We start from the raw sequence: 15,302 nt of genomic DNA, 5'->3' as shown, positions 1-15,302 counted from the left end.
GGTGTCCGCCCGCAGCGTCTGGCGCGTCAACACCGCCCACTAGGTGAGAAACCGATTCCGCGCCAGACCGAGGACGGACACCCCCGTCCCGTCCCCTTGCCGCCGTGGGCGGGCGCGGGAGCGGTGGGGCTTTCGCCTTCCGGTTCCGGTTTTGGTACGAGGTTCAGTTCCGCCCAGATCGTCTTGCGAGGGCGTGGTCCCAGGGATACGCCCCAGCGGTCGGCGAGTGCCTCGACGAGGACGAGGCCCGGCCGGACTCGGCGTCGGGGGTGGGGTCTTGGAGGCAGGGCGGGCGGTCGCCGCAGGTGTCGGTCACCTCGATGCGCAGGGTGTCGCCGACGACGTACAGGGTGAGCTTGAAGTCCCGGCCGGGAACGCGGCTGTGGGTGGCCGCGTTGGCCGCGAGTTCGGCGACGACCTGACGTGCCGGGTCCAACGGGAGTTCCCAGGAGCGGAGTTGCTCGGTGGCGAGCAGGCGGGCGAGGCGGGCTTGCGTGGCGTGGGTGACAGCTGCACGCTGAAGTTGCGGATGGGGTGGCCGAGTCGGGCCTCGGGGGTGACGGTTTCTTGGATCACGTCACTCAGAGTGGCCGCCCATGCTTACCGTGAACAGTGACGACTCCGTTGCGTACGGTGACTGTCCGGACGTTGTCCGGTCGTGTCCAGGCTGTCGAGACGGGGCGTGCGGGTAGGGGGCGTCGCGGCACGGTCGTACGACGGAGGGGTGCGGGATGCAGCAGGTGGACGGCAGCGCGGCTCGGCTCAAGAGCGAGGCGGACGAGCCGGGTTGGGAGGTGGACCCGGACGACGACTGGGGCGTGGCGGTCGTCGCCACCGTGGGGCGGCAGCTGAAGCTGCGGCGGGAGGCGGTGGGGATGCGGGCCGCCGAGTTCGGGAAGGCGGTCGGGTACGGGGAGGACCTGGTCTACAAGATCGAGAGCGGGAAGCGGATTCCTCAGCCCGAGTACCTGGACAAGGCCGACGAAGTGTTGAGGGCGGGTGGGTTGCTCTCGGCGATGAAGGAGGACGTGAAGAGGGTTCGGTATCCGAAGAAGGTTCGGGACCTGGCGCAGCTGGAGGCGAAGGCGGTCGAGCTTCAGCTCTACGACCCCCTGAACATCCACGGGTTGCTGCAGACGCCGGAGTACGGACGCGGGCTTCTCCTGATGCGGCGACCTGCGTACGCCGAGGACGAGGTGGAGCGGTTCATCGCCGCGCGCGTTGCCCGCAAAGCCGTCTTCGAGCGAGACCCTGTGCCCGAACTCAGCTTCGTCCTGGAGGAGTGGACGCTGCGACGTCCACTCGGAGGGAAACCGGCGTTGCGTCGTCAGCTCGAACATCTGCTGGAAATGGGGCAGTTGCGGAGCGTCGAGCTACAGGTGATGCCGATGGATCGCGACGAGCACGCCGGACTGGCCGGCGGCATCGAGGTGCTGAAGTTCGAGGACGGCTCGGCCGTGGGGCGTTCACAAGCGGTGGCCAATGGCCGACCGGTCTCCGATCCCAAGCAGCTCCGTATCCTTGAGCTGCGGTATGGGATCATCCGGGCTCAGGCTCTCACGCCACGTGAGTCGATGGCCTTTGTCGAGCGACTGCTGGGGGAAACATGATCCGCGAAACCTCGGCCGGGGACGCCTTCGACCTGGCGTGGTTCAAAAGCAGCTACAGCAGCAGTAGCGAGGGCGACTCCTGCGTCGAACTCGCCACCGCCCCCGGCACCGTCCACGTCCGCGACTCCAAGAACGTGGACGGCCCCCGCCTCGCCTTCTCCCCGGCCACCTGGGCGGACTTCGTGCCGTACGCGTCCGAAGGCTGACCGGCCCGGCTACTCGACCTCGGCCTCCGGTACGTCGACCCCGGCACCCGTCGCCATATGGATCAGGGCACGCGGGCGGTCGGAGGCTAGGGACCCACCCAGGCCCGTGATGGCCTCGACCTGAGCCATGCGCAAGCCGTGCGTCTCCAGGAGCGGCATGCTCGTGCGCAGAGCCGCCCGGAAGGTGGGCATGTCCGGGTCCTCGTCGGCCCGCTTCATCCACGCGGCGAAGGCCTCGGGGCGGTGGAAGGCGATGACTTCCCGAGAGCGGGCGTCCGGACCGACACGGTTGAGGAAGTACGTCTCCGTGCCCGTGGCGTAGCGGAACGCAAAGGGTTCCTCTCAGCGCCACACGGCCATCGCCTGTTCCTTGAGTACACCCGCCGCGTACCGCGAGAGGCTGGTACGCGTACAGGCGCCCGAAGTTGGGCGACGCCTTCGCCAGCTCCCGGAGCCGATGGTCAACTCCACGCGCCGCTGCCTCAGCCTTCGCTTGTCCTAGATCCATCAAGCTTACGGAGCCAGGTGGCGCGGAGGTGCGGAACAGGTCGTTCGGCTAGGCGCGGGCCCCGGTCGCTGCCGGCCGGAGCTCACGCGTCGGGGCGGGTCAGAACTTGATGCTGCCGATCATGCCCGCGATGTTCGTCGTCAGCTCACTGATCGTCGGGGCCACCGTCGACGAGGCCAGGTAGAAGCCGAGCAGGACGCACACGACCGCGTGCCCTCCCTTGAGCCCGGACTTCTTGATCAGAAGGAAGACGATGATCGCCAGCAGCACTACCGCCGAAATCGAGAGTGCCACGGCGGCTCACCTCCAAAGAACCCAGGGACATGGGGGCGGACGGGACGGAGCTATGGGGGCAGATAAATCCGTACAGCAGCCAGCAGGTTGATACCCACTATGCGCTAGTGATCATAACTATCCGTACGCGCGCATTGATCGGCGCACGGCCGCACAAGGGGGCGCATGGCCAATATGGTCAGGGGATGACGACCGAGCCTGACTCCTTCCCCCGTCGGCACGCCCGTACCCAGCGCTTCACGCTCGGCGCTCCGCGCGCGTTCACCGTGTCGCCCGACGGTTCGCGTGTCGTGTTCCTGCGCTCGAACTCGGGTACCGACCGGGCCAACTCGCTGTGGGTGCTGGACCTGGCGGACGGCGGGGAGCGCGTGGCGGCCGACCCGCGCGCCCTCCTCGGAGGTGCGACGGAGCACCTCCCGCCCGAGGAGCGGGCGCGGCGCGAGCGCAGTCGCGAGGGCGGTGGCGGCATCGTCGGCTACGCCACCGACGAAGCCGCGGAGTTGGCGTGTTTCGCCTTGTCAGGACGGCTTTTCGCGGCGGAGTTGCAAGTCGGTACGGCACGTGAACTCCCTGCCCCCGGCCCGGTGATCGACCCGCGCCCCTCCCCCGACGGACGGCATGTCGCGTACGTCTCGCAGGGCGCCCTACGGGTGATGGGCGCCGACGGCGAGGGCGACCGGCCGCTGGCCGAACCGGAGTCCTCGGCGGGCGCGACGCAGGTCACCTACGGTCTGGCGGAGTTCATCGCGGCCGAGGAGATGGGCCGTTCACGGGGCTACTGGTGGTCGCCGGAGTCGGACCGGCTGCTGGTCGCGCGGGTGGACGACACGCCGGTGCGGCGGTGGTGGATCTCCGACCCGGCCCATCCGGAGCGTGATCCACAACACGTGGCGTACCCGGCGGCGGGCACCGACAACGCGGACGTACGGCTGTTCGTGATCGGCCTGGACGGAGTGCGCACCGAGGTCGTCTGGGACTGGGCGCGCTACCCGTACCTGGCGCATGTGCACTGGTCAGCGGCGGGTGCCCCACTCCTGCTCGTACAAGCGCGCGACCAGCGCAGTCAGCTGTTCCTGGCGGTGGATCCGGCGACCGGGCGGACCCGGATGGTGCACGCGGACGAAGATCCAACTTGGCTTGATCTTTTCCCCAGGGTGCCGTGCTGGAGCCCGTCCGGGCAGCTGGTCCGCATCGCCGACGAGGGCGGCGCACGGGTCCTCGCGGTCGGCGAACGCCCGCTGACCGGCGCCCAGTTGCAGGTTCGCGCGGTACTGGACGTGTCCGCGGACGACGTCCTGGTCTCGGCGTCGGCGGGCGAGGAGACCGCGTCCCCGGAGACCGGGCAGGTACACGTGTACCGGGTGAACGAGCTCGGGACGGAGCGTGTGTCACAGGAGCCCGGTGTGCACTCGGCGGTGCGCGCTGGGGGCGTGACCGTGCTGGTGTCCGCCACTCTCGACCGGCCGGGGGCCCGGGCACGGGTACTTCGGGACGGGAAGGAGACGGCGACGGTCGCCTCGTACGCCGAAGATCCCGGTTTGTCCCCGCGCGTGACACTCACCGAGGGGGGCGCACGCCGAATCCCGTGCGCCGTGCTTATGCCTACGGACTACCCCGATGACACTCCCCTCCCGGTGCTCCTCGATCCCTACGGCGGTCCGCACGGACCGCGGGTGGTCGCCGCACACAACGCGCATCTCACCTCGCAGTGGTTCGCCGACCAGGGTTTCGCGGTGGTCGTCGCCGACGGCCGGGGCACTCCCGGCCACTCCCCCGCCTGGGAGAAGGCGATCCATCACGACTTCACGGTCTCCCTGGACGACCAGGTCGAGGCGCTCCAGGACCTGGCGAAGTCGTACCCCCTCGACCTGTCCCGGGTGGCGATCCGCGGCTGGTCGTACGGCGGTTGGCTGGCGGGCCTCGCGGTGCTGCGCCGCCCCGATGTCTTCCACGCGGGCATCGCGGGCGCCCCGGTCACGGACTGGCGGCTGTACGACACCCACTACACGGAGCGGTACCTGGGCGATCCGGCCGCGCACCCGGAGTCGTACGCCAGGAGTTCGCTGGTCACCGACGAGGGCCTGTCCTCGCCCGCCGAGCCGCACCGCCCGCTGATGATCGTGCACGGCACGGCCGACGACAACGTGGTCTTCGCCCACGCCCTGCGCCTGTCCTCCGCCCTCCTCGCCGCCGGCCGCCCCCACGAGGTGCTGCCGCTGTCCGGGGTGACCCACATGCCCCCCCAGGAACAGGTCGCGGAGAACCTGTTGCTGCTTCAGGTGGACTTCCTCAGGCGGGCGCTTCGGCTGGGCGCCGGTCAGGTGTAGACGCCGCCTTCGAGGTTGTGCGTACCGCTCCGGGTCGGGCGCGAAAAAACGGGCCGGGAGACATGGCGCTCCCGGCCCGTTTACGGCACCCGCACGGCCGTACGCTGTTCAGCCTGACGTGTCCGTATATCGGGATCGGGTCGGTGAAGTTGCTTGCGTGTTAACGCGGTTGGTGGGCGTTTGTGCGGTTATTCCCGCCCTTCGTCACGACCGTTCCGGGCCTCGCCCCTCCCCTCCTCCGGTGGCACCACCTGTTTCTCCTCCGCGAAGTGGCAGGCCGAGTCGTGGGCGGTGGGGCCGGGCAGGAACCGGAACTCGGCGGGCACCGCGAGTGCGGGCACCTCCAGGGCGCAACGCTCCCGCGCCTTCCAGCAGCGGGTGCGGAAGCGGCAGCCGGAGGGGATGTTCGTCGGGGACGGCACGTCGCCCGCCAGGATGATCCGCTCGCGGTGTTCGCGGGCATCCGGGTCCGGGACGGGTACGGCGGACAGCAGCGCCTGGGTGTAGGGGTGGGTGGGATGGTCGTAGATCTCGGCGTCCCTGCCGGTCTCCACGATCCGGCCGAGGTACATGACCCCGACCCGGTCGGAGATGTGCCGGACGATCGACAGGTCGTGCGCGATGAAGACGTAGGAGAGCGCGAACTCGTCCTGGAGACTGGCCATCAGATTGATGACCTGCGCCTGCACCGACACGTCGAGCGCCGACACCGGCTCGTCGGCGACGATGACCTCGGGGCGCAGCGCCAACCCCCGTGCGATGCCGATGCGTTGGCGCTGGCCGCCGGAGAACTGGTGCGGGTACCGGTTGATGTACTCGGGATTGAGGCCGACGACGTCGAGGAGGTCCTGCACCTTGCGGCGCCGGTCGCCCTTCGGGGCCACCTCGGGGTGGATGTCGTACGGCTCCCCGATGATGTCGCCGACCGTCATCCTCGGGTTGAGCGAGGTGTACGGGTCCTGGAACACCATCTGGATGTTGCGCCGGACCGCCTTCAGAGCCCGCCCGGACAGCTTGGTGATGTCCTCGCCCCGGTAGCGGATCTCGCCCGCCGTCGGCCGTTCCAGGTTGACCAGCATCTTGGCGACCGTCGACTTGCCGCAGCCGGACTCGCCCACGATGCCCAGGGTCTCGCCCCGGTCCAGGGTGAAGTCGACGCCGTCCACGGCCTTGACCGCGCCGACCTGCTTCTTGAACAGGATGCCCCGGGTGAGAGGGTAGTGCTTGACCAGTCCGCTGACCTCCAGGATCGGCTCAGGCGTCGAGGCCATGCAGGCACTCCCTCCAGAAGTGGCAGGCGCTGCCCCGATCCCCGGAGACCTCGTACAGCGGGGGCACGTCGGTGCGGCACACGTCCTGGGCCATCGGGCAGCGCGGGTGGAAGGCGCAACCGGGCGGGATGTTCATCAGGTTGGGCGGCAGGCCCTTGATGGCGTAGAGGTCCTGGCCCTTCTGGTCCAGGCGCGGGATGGAGTCCAGCAGGCCCCGGGTGTACGGGTGGGCGGGCGCCTTGTAGATGTCGTGGACCGGGGCCGACTCGACGATCCGGCCCGCGTACATCACCGCGATCCTGTCCGCGACGTCGGCGACCACACCGAGGTCGTGGGTGATCAGGATGAGGCCCATGTGGTACTCGCGCTGCAACTCCGCGAGCAGATCCATGACCTGGGCCTGGACCGTCACGTCGAGAGCCGTGGTGGGCTCGTCGGCGATGATCAGCGCGGGCTCCAGCGCGAGCGCCATGGCGATCATGATGCGCTGGCGCATACCGCCGGAGAACTGGTGCGGGTACTGCCTCACCCGCTCCCTGGCGCCGGGGATGCGGACGTGGTCCATCAGCTCGACCGCCTTGGCCCGCGCGTCCTTGCGCGACATGCCCCGGTGGACCACGAACATCTCGCCGAGCTGGTCGCCGACGGAGAGCACCGGATTCAGCGACGACAGCGCGTCCTGGAAGATCATCGCCATCTCGGCGCCGCGGATCCTCCGCCGTTCCTCCTCCTTCAGCTTCAGCAGGTCCTGGCCCTGGAAGAGGATCTCGCCGCCGGTGATCCGCCCCGGCGGGATGTCGAGGATGCCCATGACGGTCTGCGCGGTCACCGACTTGCCGGAGCCGGACTCACCGAGCACGGCGAGCGTCTCGCCGGCGTCCACGCCGTAGTCGACGCCGTTGACGGCCTTGGCGACGCCGTCCCTGGTCCGGAACTCCACGTGCAGATCACGCACTTCGAGCAGCATCGCGGCGGGTCACCTCAGCCTCGGGTCGAGGGCGTCGCGCACCGCGTCGCCGAGCATGATGAACGCGAGCACGGTGAGCGCGAGCGCCCCGGCCGGCCAGAGCAGCATGTGCGGGGCCTGGCGGATGTAGGCGGACGCCGCGGAGATGTCGATCCCCCAGCTGACCGTCGGCGGCTTCAGCCCCACGCCGAGGTACGACAGGGTCGCCTCCAGCGCGATGTAGGTGCCGAGCGCGATGGTCGCCACGACGATCACCGGCGCGATGGCGTTGGGCATGATGTGCCGCAGCAGCAGCCGGGAGTTGGAGGCGCCCAGCGCCCGTGCGGCCTGGACGTAGTCGTGCTGTTTGGCGGTGATGACGGAACCCCGGGCGATACGGGAGATCTGCGGCCAGCCCAGCAGCACCATGAACCCGATGACCGGCCAGACGGTGTTGCTGGTCACCACGGAGAGCAGGACCAGACCGCCGAGGACGACGGGGATCGCGAAGAAGACGTCGGTGATCCGGGACAGGAACGAGTCCGGGAGCCCGCCGAAGAACCCGGCGAGCCCGCCGAGGACCGACCCGATGATCGCCACACCGAGCGACGCGCAGACGCCGACCGTGACGGAGGTCCGGGCGCCGTAGACGGTGCGGGTGTAGACGTTGCAGCCCTGGCCGTCGTAGCCGAACGGCGCGCCTGGCTGGGAGCCCTCCTGGGCCTTGGCGAGGTCGCACTTGAGCGGGCTGCCGGAGGCGATCAGCGACGGCCAGATCGAGATGACGACGAGGAAGAGGATCACCAGGCCGGAGATGATGAAGACCGGGTTGCGGCGCAGGTCGCGCCAGGCGTCGGACCAGAGGCTGCGGGGCTTGCCGGAGGGGCCCTTCGTGCCTTCCGGTCCGTCCGGGTGCTGTCCCTCGGAGCCGCCTGACGACTGCTGTTCCAGCACCTCGCCCTCGCTCGTGGCGAGGTCCATGGCGCCGCCCATTCCGGTCGCGGCGATCGCGCCGTCCTCGGCGGCGCGGCCCCCGCCCGACATGTACGGCTCCCGCGGCATCGGCTCAGGCATAGCGGATCCGGGGGTCGAGGACGGCGTACAGGAGGTCGACGATCAGGTTGGCGACCAGGAACACCAGCACGAGCACGGTCACGAAGCCGACGACGGTCTGGGTGTTCTGGCGCAGGATCCCCTGGTAGAGCTGGTAGCCCACGCCGTGGATGTTGAAGATCCGCTCGGTGACGATCGCCCCGCCCATCAGCGCGCCGATGTCGGTGCCGATGAAGGTGACCACGGGGATCAGGGAGTTGCGCAGCAGGTGCCGGGTGATGACGCGCCGCCTCGGCAGCCCCTTGGCGACGGCCGTACGGACGTAGTCGGACCGCTTGTTCTCCGCGATGGACGTACGGGTCAGGCGGGTCACGTAGGCGAGCGACACGGAGGCCAGGACCAGCCCCGGCACGATCAGCTCGCCGAACGTGGCGTCCGTCGACACCGACGGTTTGATCCAGCCCCACTCGACGCCGAGCAGAAGCTGGAGCAGCAGACCGGTGACGAAGGTGGGGACGGAGATCACCACGAGGGTGAGCAGCAGGACCGAGGTGTCGACGGGCCGCCCGCGCCGCAGACCCGTGACGACACCCAGGGTGATGCCGATGACGATCTCGAAGAGGATCGCCACGATCGTCAGCCGGATGGTGACCGGGAAGGCCGTCGCCATCAGCTCGGTGACCTCCTGGCCGTTGAACGCGGTGCCGAAGTCGCCGGTGAAGACATTGCCCATGTAGGTCAGGTACTGCTGCCAGACCGGCTTATCGAGGCCGAACTCCTTCTTCAGCTGGGCCGCCGTCGCCGGGTCGCACTGCCTCTCACCGCACAGGCCCGCGATGGGGTCGCCCATCACGTTCACCATCAGGAAGATCAACAGGGTGGCGCCGATGAACACCGGGACCATCTGGAGCAGCCGCCGGACGACGTACCGTCCCATGACGGGCTCAGCTGACCTTGATCTCGTTGTAGACGGGGACGCTGAAGGGGTTGAGCTTCACCTCGGACAGCCGCTCCGAGTAGCCGGCGCTGCCGTTCTGGTACCAGAGCGGGATGGCGGCCATGTTGTCCCGGACGACCTTCTCGGCCTTCTGGAAGGTCTGGACGGCCTTGGCGGTGTCGGTCTCGGCGTTGGCCTGGTCGACGAGGTTGTCGAAGTCCTGGTTGGACCACTTGCCGTCGTTGGAGGAGGCGTCGGTGTAGTACAGCGGCTGGAGGAAGTTCTGGATGAGGGGGTAGTCCATCTGCCACCCGGCCCGGAACGGCCCGCTCATCTTCTTGTCGGTGATCTGGGTGCGGAAGTCGGCGAAGGTGCCGACCGGGTTGCCGACGCAGGCCTTGTCGTTGTCCAGCGCGTTGTTGATGGAGTTGCAGACGGCGTCGACCCACTCCTTGTGTGAGCCGGTGTCCGCGTTGTACGTGATCTTGACCTGGCCGCCCGGGAGCCCGCCGCCCTCCTGGACCATCTTCTTGGCCTCGTCGGGGTTGTACACGCAGGCGTTCCCGCATAGGCCGTCCTGGAAGCCGCCGTCCGTGCCGAGGACCGGGGAGGTCCAGTCGGTGGCGGGGGTGCGGGTCTTCTGGAAGATCGTTTCCGTGATCTGCTTCCGGTCGATCGCCATGGACAGGCCCGTACGGACCTTCTGAGACCCGCTCTGGTTCCAGTCGCTGTCGTAGAACGGGAAGGCGAGCGTCTGGATGATGCCTGCCGGGGTGTTGAGGTACCGGCCGCCGAGGTCGCTCTTGGCGTTCTTGAGCTGGGCGGCGGGGACGTCGTCGACCAGGTCGAGGTTGCCGGCCATCAGATCGGTGTAGGCGGTGTTGTTGTCGGTGTAGACCTTCAGGTCGACGCCGCCGTTCTGCGCCCTGTCCGGGCCGGGGTAGGCGTCCCACTTCCGCAGGGACATCTGGGTGCCCTTGGTGTACGAGTCGACGGTGTACGGGCCGTTGCCGACCGGCTTCTCCACCCAGGCGGCGTGGTCGTCGAAGAAGGCCTGCGGGAGCGGGGCGAAGGCGGCGTATCCGAGGGTGTCCGGGAACGACGAGAACTTCTGGTTCAGCTTGACGGTGAAGGTCTTGTCGTCGACGACCCTGAGACCGGAGAGAGTGTCGGCGGTCTGTTTGCTTCCGTCCTCCGGGTGGACGGTGTCGTAGCCGTCGATGTAGCCGAAGAAGTACGCGTTCTTCTGGTTGTTCTTCAGGCTGGCGCCGTAGTTCCAGGCGTCCACGAAGGACTTGGCGGTGACGGCCTCGCCGTTGCTGAACGTCCAGCCGCCCTTGATGATGATGGTGTAGTTCTGCGAGTCCGAGGTGTCGATCTTCTGGGCCAGCATGTCCTCGGCCGCGCCGGTCACGGGGTCGTACCTCTTGAGGTTCCGGAAGATCATGTCGAGGACCTTGCCGCCCTGGACCTCGTTGGTGTTGGCCGGCTCCAGCGGGTTCTGCGGATCGCCCCAGGAGGAACTGAGCACGGCGGCGCCGTCGCTGCTGGCGCTGCTGTCGCCGCCGCAGCCGGACGCCGCGAGGGCAACCGCCGCCGCGCAGGCGGCCCATCTGGCGTGCGTGGCTCCACGCATGGATTGCCTCCTCCTGAATGCCCCGCGCGGTGCCGTGCGCAGCCGGCGCCGGGATGCTGACCCGTTACCGATCAATACCAGCACATAACACCCATACCGCATGTGCGCACGGGCCGTATGGGTCAGCGGTCGCACAGTCGCCCGACCCCCTCGCCCACACGAGGGACGGAAGGGCCGAGAAACATCGTCAGGCCTCCACCTGGGGAGCTTCACAGGTGTGGACCAATGACTGTCTCGTTCCCATCAACGGATTATTTCCGCAGGCCACACGGCCTTCACGCGCCGTTGACGCACGTGGAGCGGCGCTGATAGACACACTCATCAATCCCGTCGGCGACACCCGGTTCGGTCCGATCCAGCACTCCGACAGCACCCCGACAGCACTCCGACAAGCCGTCCCTGTGCGAGCGATGACGCGAGGTCACGACCCATGAGCACACAAGTCCATGGCAGGGGGCTCTCGGGCCCGAGGAGATCACGGCCCCGCGTCGCCCGGCTCGTCGCCGTCGTCGGTGCCGCCGCCCTGGCGTTATCGGCCGGGCTCGCGACCCCGCTCAACCCGGCGCCCCAGCAGGCCTCGGCCGCCGAGAGCAAGAGCGTCCTGACCGTCGCGGTCGCCCAGAGCGTCGACTCACTGAGCCCGTTCCTGGCACAACGGCTGGTCAGCACCAGCATCCACCGGCTGATGTACGAGTACCTGACCAACTACGACCCCAAGGACAACCACGTCGTCCCGGGCCTGGCCACCAAGTGGGAGTCGTCCGCCGACAAGCTGACCTGGACCTACACGATCCGCCCCGACTCCACGTGGTCGGACGGTCAGCAGGCCACCGCCGAGGACGCGGCCTGGACATTCAACACGATGATGACCGACGACGGCGCCGCCACCACCAACGGCAGCTTCGTCTCCAACTTCAGGAAGGTCACCGCGCCCAGCCCCACCCAGCTGGTCATCGAGCTGAAGAAACCGCAGGCCACGATGACCGCCCTGGACGTGCCGATCGTGCCGAAGCACGTCTGGGAGAAGGTGGACGACTTCTCGAAGTTCAACAACGACAAGAGCTTCCCCGTCGTCGGGAACGGGCCGTTCGTCCTCACCGACTACAAGCCCGACAGCTACGTCCGCCTCAAGCCGAACAAGAGCTTCTGGCGGGGCGCTCCGAAGTTCGACGAGCTGGTCTTCCGCTACTACAAGGACCAGGACGCCGCCGTGGCCGCCCTGCGCAAGGGCGAGGTCTCCTTCGTCGCCGGGTCCCCGTCACTGACCCCCGCTCAGGCGGCCTCCCTGAAGAACGAGAAGAACATCCGCGTCAACGACGCCCCCGGCCGCCGCTTCTACGCCCTCGCCACCAACCCGGGCGCCAAGGCGAAGAACGGCCGGAAGTTCGGCGACGGCGACCCCTCCCTGCTGGACGAGCGGGTCAGGCACGCCCTGTTCATGGCGGTCGACCGCGAGACCATCATCGACAAGGTGTTCCAGGGGCACGCCGTCGAGGGCGAGGGATACATCCCGCCCCGCTTCTCGCAGTACTTCTGGAAGCCCACGGCGAGCCAGGAACTCGCCTACGACCCGGCCAAGGCGGCCCAGCTCCTCGACCAGGCGGGCTACAAGAAGAACAGCTCCGGCAAACGCCTCGGCAAGGACGGCAAGCCGATCACGTACCGCGTCCTCTGCCACGCCACCGACCCCAACGACAAGGCGGTCGGGCAGTACCTGGAGGAGTGGTGGGGCAAGCTCGGCATCGGGGTCACCCTCGACTGCCTGGACAACGTCACCGACCCCTGGCTCGCGGGCACCTACGACCTCGCCTTCGACGGCTGGTCCGTCAACCCCGACCCGGACTTCGTCCTGTCGATCCACACCTGCGCGGCCCTGCCCGCCACCCCGAAGGACACCGGCGCCACCGACAACTTCGTCTGCGACAAGCGGTACGACGACCTGTACGCGCGTCAGCTCACCGAGTACGACCCCGCCAAACGGGCCACTGTCGTCAAGCAGATGGAGTCGCGACTGTACGACCTGGGGTACATGAACGTCATGGCGTACCCGAACGCCGTCGAGGCCTATCGGACCGACCAGATCAAGTCGATCCGAACGATGCCGAGCGCGGCGGGCAACATCTACGGCCAGGACGGCTACTGGAGCTGGTGGTCGGCCGTCCCCGCGGCCTCGGACGGCTCCTCCGACGACTCCGGTTCGACCGGCGCGGTCATCGGCGGTGTCGTGGCCGCCGTGGTCCTGGTGGGCGCCGGCGTCTTCTTCGTACTGCGCCGTCGCTCCACCGCGGACGACCGTGAGTAGCCGATGCGCCGCCCCACCGTACGAGCCCGGCAGGCAGGACGTCGATGACCGCTGACGCAGCGCCCGCGCCGACCGGGGAGACCGCCGGGCCGGCCTCCGCCGGACCGGCGGCACGCACCCCCCGGGCGCGCACCAGCACGGCGTACGTCCGCTACGGCGCCGGCAAGGTGGGCGGCGCCGCCGTCTCCCTGCTCGCGGTGCTGGTCACCGGGTTCTTCCTGTTCCGGCTGATCCCGGGCGACCCGGTCAAGACCATGACCGGTGGCCGCCCGGTGTCCGCGGCGCAACTGGCCGCGTATCGCCGGGAGTTCGGCCTGGACCTGCCGCTGTGGCAGCAGTTCACCGACTACTGCGGCAAGGCGCTCAGCGGCGACCTCGGCACGTCGTACCAGTTCCGCGCCCCGGTCGTCGACAAGATCGGGGAGGCGCTGCCGAACACGCTGCTGCTGACCGGCACCGCGTTCGTCCTGTACACCGCCCTCGGTATCGTCCTCGGCACCCGCGCGGCCTGGCGCCACGGCCGGCTCGGGGACCGGCTGAACACCGGTCTGGCGCTGACCCTCTACTCCGTCCCGTCGTTCTGGCTGGGCCTGCTGCTGATCATCGTGTTCTCGGTGGGCATCGGCCCGGTCCCCGGGCTGTTCCCCACCGGCGGCATGGAGTCGGGCGGCGAGGAGGGATTCGCGTACGTCCTCGACGTGGCCCACCATCTGGTCCTCCCCGTGGTCACCCTGGTCGCCGTCGAGTACGGGCAGACGCTGCTGGTCACCCGCTCGGCGCTGCTCGACGAGATGGGCAGCGACTATCTGACCACCGCCCGCGCCAAGGGGCTGCGGGACGACCTGGTCCGGCGCCGGCACGCCGTGCCGAACGCGCTGCTGCCGACGGTGACGCTGGTCTTCGTCAACCTCGGCCGGACCGTCGCGGGGGTGATCCTCGTCGAGACCGTGTTCTCCTGGCCGGGGTTGGGCGGACTGTTCTACCAGGCACTGAGCGTGCCGGACCTGCCCCTGGTCCAGGGGCTGTTCCTCTTCTTCGCCGCGGCGGTGATCATCATGAACACGCTGGCCGACCTGCTCTACCCGCTGCTCGACCCACGGGTGGGCCGATGACGACCGACACCCCGACCGACATCCCGGCGGACAGCCCGACGGGCGGCCCCGCCCCGGTGACCGGGTCCGGTCCGGGCCGGCTCGCCTGGCAGCGCCGCCGACGCTCCCTCGTACGGTTCTGGACGCGCTACCGCACCCACCGCGCCGGTGTGGTGGGCCTGGTCGCGCTCGCCGTGTTCGCGCTGGCCGCCCTCACCGCGCCGCTCACCGTCGGCTCCGACGTGGCCGGGGTGAGCGACGCTCCGGGGCAGCCCATGGAGAGCCCGAGCGGCCAATTCCCGCTGGGCACCGACCGGTTCGGGCGCGATCTGCTGGGCCTGCTGGTGTGGGGCTCGCGCGTCTCGCTCCTGGTGGGGCTGCTTGCGGCCGTGCTGTCGGTGGCCATCGGCACACTGGTGGGTGTGACGGCCGGGCACTTCAAGGGCGCGTACGCGACCGTGCTGATGCGGGTCACGGACTGGTTCCTGGTGATGCCGACACTGGTGCTCGCCATCGCGCTCGCCACCGTGATGTCCCGCTCGCTGGGCACGGTGGTCCTCGCGATCGGCGTGACCTCGTGGCCGACCACCGCGCGGCTGGTGCGGGCGCAGACACTGGCCGTGGAGTCACGGCCGTACATCGAACGCGCGAAGGCGCTGGGCGGCGGGCACTGGCACGTCATGTCCCGGCATGTGCTGCCCAACGTGATGCCGCTGGTGCTGGCGCAGGCGACGCTGATGGTCTCCGCCGCGATCCTCGCCGAGGCGACGCTGGCCTTCCTCGGGCTCGGCGATCCGACGGTGGTGTCGTGGGGCGGGCTGCTCCAGGAAGCCCGGGAGGCGGGTGCGGTGAGTTCCGGAGACTGGTGGTACCTGGTGCCGCCCGGCATCGCGATCGCCGCGGTCGCGCTGTCGTTCACGCTGTGCGGGCGTGCGGTGGAGTCGGTACTCAACCCCCGGCTGGGGGTGGACCGTTGACGCTCCTGGAGGTACGCGGCCTGGAAGTGACCTACCCGGGCGGGGCCGCCGCGGTGCGCGGGGTGGACCTGCGGCTCGGTGTCGCGGGCGGCACATCCACGCCGACGCTTGCACTGCGCCCACGCGCCGTGGTTTCGGTGCTCA

General features: G+C 69.1%; 13 protein-coding genes and 2 pseudogenes. 7 read left to right on the top strand and 8 right to left on the bottom strand.

All coding sequences use genetic code 11. The features are described 5' to 3' along the window. Positions 1-152: 152 nt before the first annotated feature. A pseudogene (locus tag AB0H86_RS16700) lies at positions 153-576 on the bottom strand (ATP-binding protein); the annotation flags it as partial. 164 nt (positions 577-740) lie between these two features. Between AB0H86_RS16700 and AB0H86_RS16695 the strand changes: the two are divergent. Together AB0H86_RS16695 and AB0H86_RS16690 are read left to right on the top strand one after the other, a co-directional pair. After that, positions 741-1,610, top strand: coding sequence for a helix-turn-helix transcriptional regulator (locus tag AB0H86_RS16695; RefSeq protein WP_362438065.1), 870 nt, complete (start codon positions 741-743; stop codon positions 1,608-1,610). Beyond that, entirely contained in the window at positions 1,607-1,816 is a 210-nt protein-coding gene (locus tag AB0H86_RS16690) for a DUF397 domain-containing protein (protein WP_362438062.1), read from the top strand. The genes AB0H86_RS16695 and AB0H86_RS16690 overlap by 4 nt, the downstream gene beginning before the upstream one ends. Before the next feature lie 9 nt (positions 1,817-1,825). Here AB0H86_RS16690 and AB0H86_RS16685 read toward each other — a convergent pair whose 3' ends face one another. Beyond that, entirely contained in the window at positions 1,826-2,035 is a 210-nt protein-coding gene (locus tag AB0H86_RS16685) for a hypothetical protein (RefSeq protein ID WP_362438059.1), read from the bottom strand. A 388-nt stretch (positions 2,036-2,423) separates the two neighbouring features. Beyond that, positions 2,424-2,618 (bottom strand): hypothetical protein, encoded by a 195-nt coding sequence (locus AB0H86_RS16680; RefSeq protein ID WP_030038342.1) that lies wholly within the window; start codon positions 2,616-2,618, stop codon positions 2,424-2,426. Between the two features lie 185 nt (positions 2,619-2,803). On the opposite strand from AB0H86_RS16680, the gene AB0H86_RS16675 reads away from it, so the two are divergent. Continuing rightward, positions 2,804-4,945 (top strand): prolyl oligopeptidase family serine peptidase, encoded by a 2,142-nt coding sequence (locus tag AB0H86_RS16675; RefSeq protein WP_362438055.1) that lies wholly within the window; start codon positions 2,804-2,806, stop codon positions 4,943-4,945. Positions 4,946-5,133: 188 nt separating this feature from the next. On the opposite strand, the gene AB0H86_RS16670 is transcribed toward AB0H86_RS16675, so the two are convergent. The 5 genes from AB0H86_RS16670 to AB0H86_RS16650 are packed head-to-tail and all read right to left on the bottom strand — an operon-like array spanning position 5,134 to position 10,788. Further along, complete coding sequence (locus AB0H86_RS16670) at positions 5,134-6,216, bottom strand: dipeptide ABC transporter ATP-binding protein (RefSeq protein WP_362438052.1); 1,083 nt, start codon at positions 6,214-6,216, stop codon at positions 5,134-5,136. Beyond that, positions 6,200-7,183, bottom strand: a complete 984-nt coding sequence (locus AB0H86_RS16665; RefSeq protein WP_362438049.1) for an ABC transporter ATP-binding protein — start codon at positions 7,181-7,183, stop codon at positions 6,200-6,202. Before AB0H86_RS16665 ends, AB0H86_RS16670 begins: the two co-directional genes overlap by 17 nt. Before the next feature lie 9 nt (positions 7,184-7,192). Further along, positions 7,193-8,236 (bottom strand): ABC transporter permease subunit, encoded by a 1,044-nt coding sequence (locus tag AB0H86_RS16660; protein ID WP_362438046.1) that lies wholly within the window; start codon positions 8,234-8,236, stop codon positions 7,193-7,195. After that, positions 8,229-9,152 carry an ABC transporter permease gene (locus tag AB0H86_RS16655; RefSeq protein WP_362438043.1) on the bottom strand — a complete coding sequence of 308 codons (924 nt, stop codon included), beginning with the start codon at positions 9,150-9,152 and terminating at the stop codon, positions 8,229-8,231. Before AB0H86_RS16655 ends, AB0H86_RS16660 begins: the two co-directional genes overlap by 8 nt. A 7-nt stretch (positions 9,153-9,159) precedes the next feature. Further along, entirely contained in the window at positions 9,160-10,788 is a 1,629-nt protein-coding gene (locus AB0H86_RS16650; RefSeq protein ID WP_362438040.1) for an ABC transporter substrate-binding protein, read from the bottom strand. A 430-nt stretch (positions 10,789-11,218) separates the two neighbouring features. Here AB0H86_RS16650 and AB0H86_RS16645 point away from each other — a divergent pair, with 430 nt between their 5' ends. The 4 genes and pseudogenes from AB0H86_RS16645 to AB0H86_RS16630 all read left to right on the top strand — a co-directional run. Continuing rightward, positions 11,219-13,090, top strand: a complete 1,872-nt coding sequence (locus AB0H86_RS16645; RefSeq protein ID WP_362438037.1) for an ABC transporter substrate-binding protein — start codon at positions 11,219-11,221, stop codon at positions 13,088-13,090. A gap of 44 nt (positions 13,091-13,134) precedes the next feature. Next, positions 13,135-14,202, top strand: a complete 1,068-nt coding sequence (locus tag AB0H86_RS16640) for an ABC transporter permease (protein ID WP_362438034.1) — start codon at positions 13,135-13,137, stop codon at positions 14,200-14,202. Then, complete coding sequence (locus tag AB0H86_RS16635) at positions 14,199-15,158, top strand: ABC transporter permease (protein ID WP_362438031.1); 960 nt, start codon at positions 14,199-14,201, stop codon at positions 15,156-15,158. The genes AB0H86_RS16640 and AB0H86_RS16635 overlap by 4 nt, the downstream gene beginning before the upstream one ends. Further along, positions 15,047-15,302 (top strand): annotated as a pseudogene (locus AB0H86_RS16630) (hypothetical protein); the annotation flags it as partial. The gene AB0H86_RS16635 and the pseudogene AB0H86_RS16630, both read left to right, overlap by 112 nt.

Origin of the sequence: Streptomyces sp. NPDC050997, from assembly GCF_040660135.1 — a bacterium.
GTDB lineage: Bacteria > Actinomycetota > Actinomycetes > Streptomycetales > Streptomycetaceae > Streptomyces.
The sequence above is the reverse complement of the archived record's forward strand: the minus strand, read 5'-3'. Positions and strand labels throughout refer to the sequence as shown.

Coding starts and splice junctions, on each gene's coding strand:
- AB0H86_RS16640 (WP_362438034.1), top strand. CDS start 13,135: ATGACCGCTGACGCAGCGCCCGCGCCGACCGGGGAGACCGCCGGGCCG.
- AB0H86_RS16660 (WP_362438046.1), bottom strand. CDS start 8,236: ATGCCTGAGCCGATGCCGCGGGAGCCGTACATGTCGGGCGGGGGCCGC.
- AB0H86_RS16670 (WP_362438052.1), bottom strand. CDS start 6,216: ATGGCCTCGACGCCTGAGCCGATCCTGGAGGTCAGCGGACTGGTCAAG.
- AB0H86_RS16650 (WP_362438040.1), bottom strand. CDS start 10,788: ATGCGTGGAGCCACGCACGCCAGATGGGCCGCCTGCGCGGCGGCGGTT.
- AB0H86_RS16645 (WP_362438037.1), top strand. CDS start 11,219: ATGAGCACACAAGTCCATGGCAGGGGGCTCTCGGGCCCGAGGAGATCA.
- AB0H86_RS16635 (WP_362438031.1), top strand. CDS start 14,199: ATGACGACCGACACCCCGACCGACATCCCGGCGGACAGCCCGACGGGC.
- AB0H86_RS16690 (WP_362438062.1), top strand. CDS start 1,607: ATGATCCGCGAAACCTCGGCCGGGGACGCCTTCGACCTGGCGTGGTTC.
- AB0H86_RS16665 (WP_362438049.1), bottom strand. CDS start 7,183: ATGCTGCTCGAAGTGCGTGATCTGCACGTGGAGTTCCGGACCAGGGAC.
- AB0H86_RS16675 (WP_362438055.1), top strand. CDS start 2,804: ATGACGACCGAGCCTGACTCCTTCCCCCGTCGGCACGCCCGTACCCAG.
- AB0H86_RS16685 (WP_362438059.1), bottom strand. CDS start 2,035: ATGAAGCGGGCCGACGAGGACCCGGACATGCCCACCTTCCGGGCGGCT.
- AB0H86_RS16655 (WP_362438043.1), bottom strand. CDS start 9,152: ATGGGACGGTACGTCGTCCGGCGGCTGCTCCAGATGGTCCCGGTGTTC.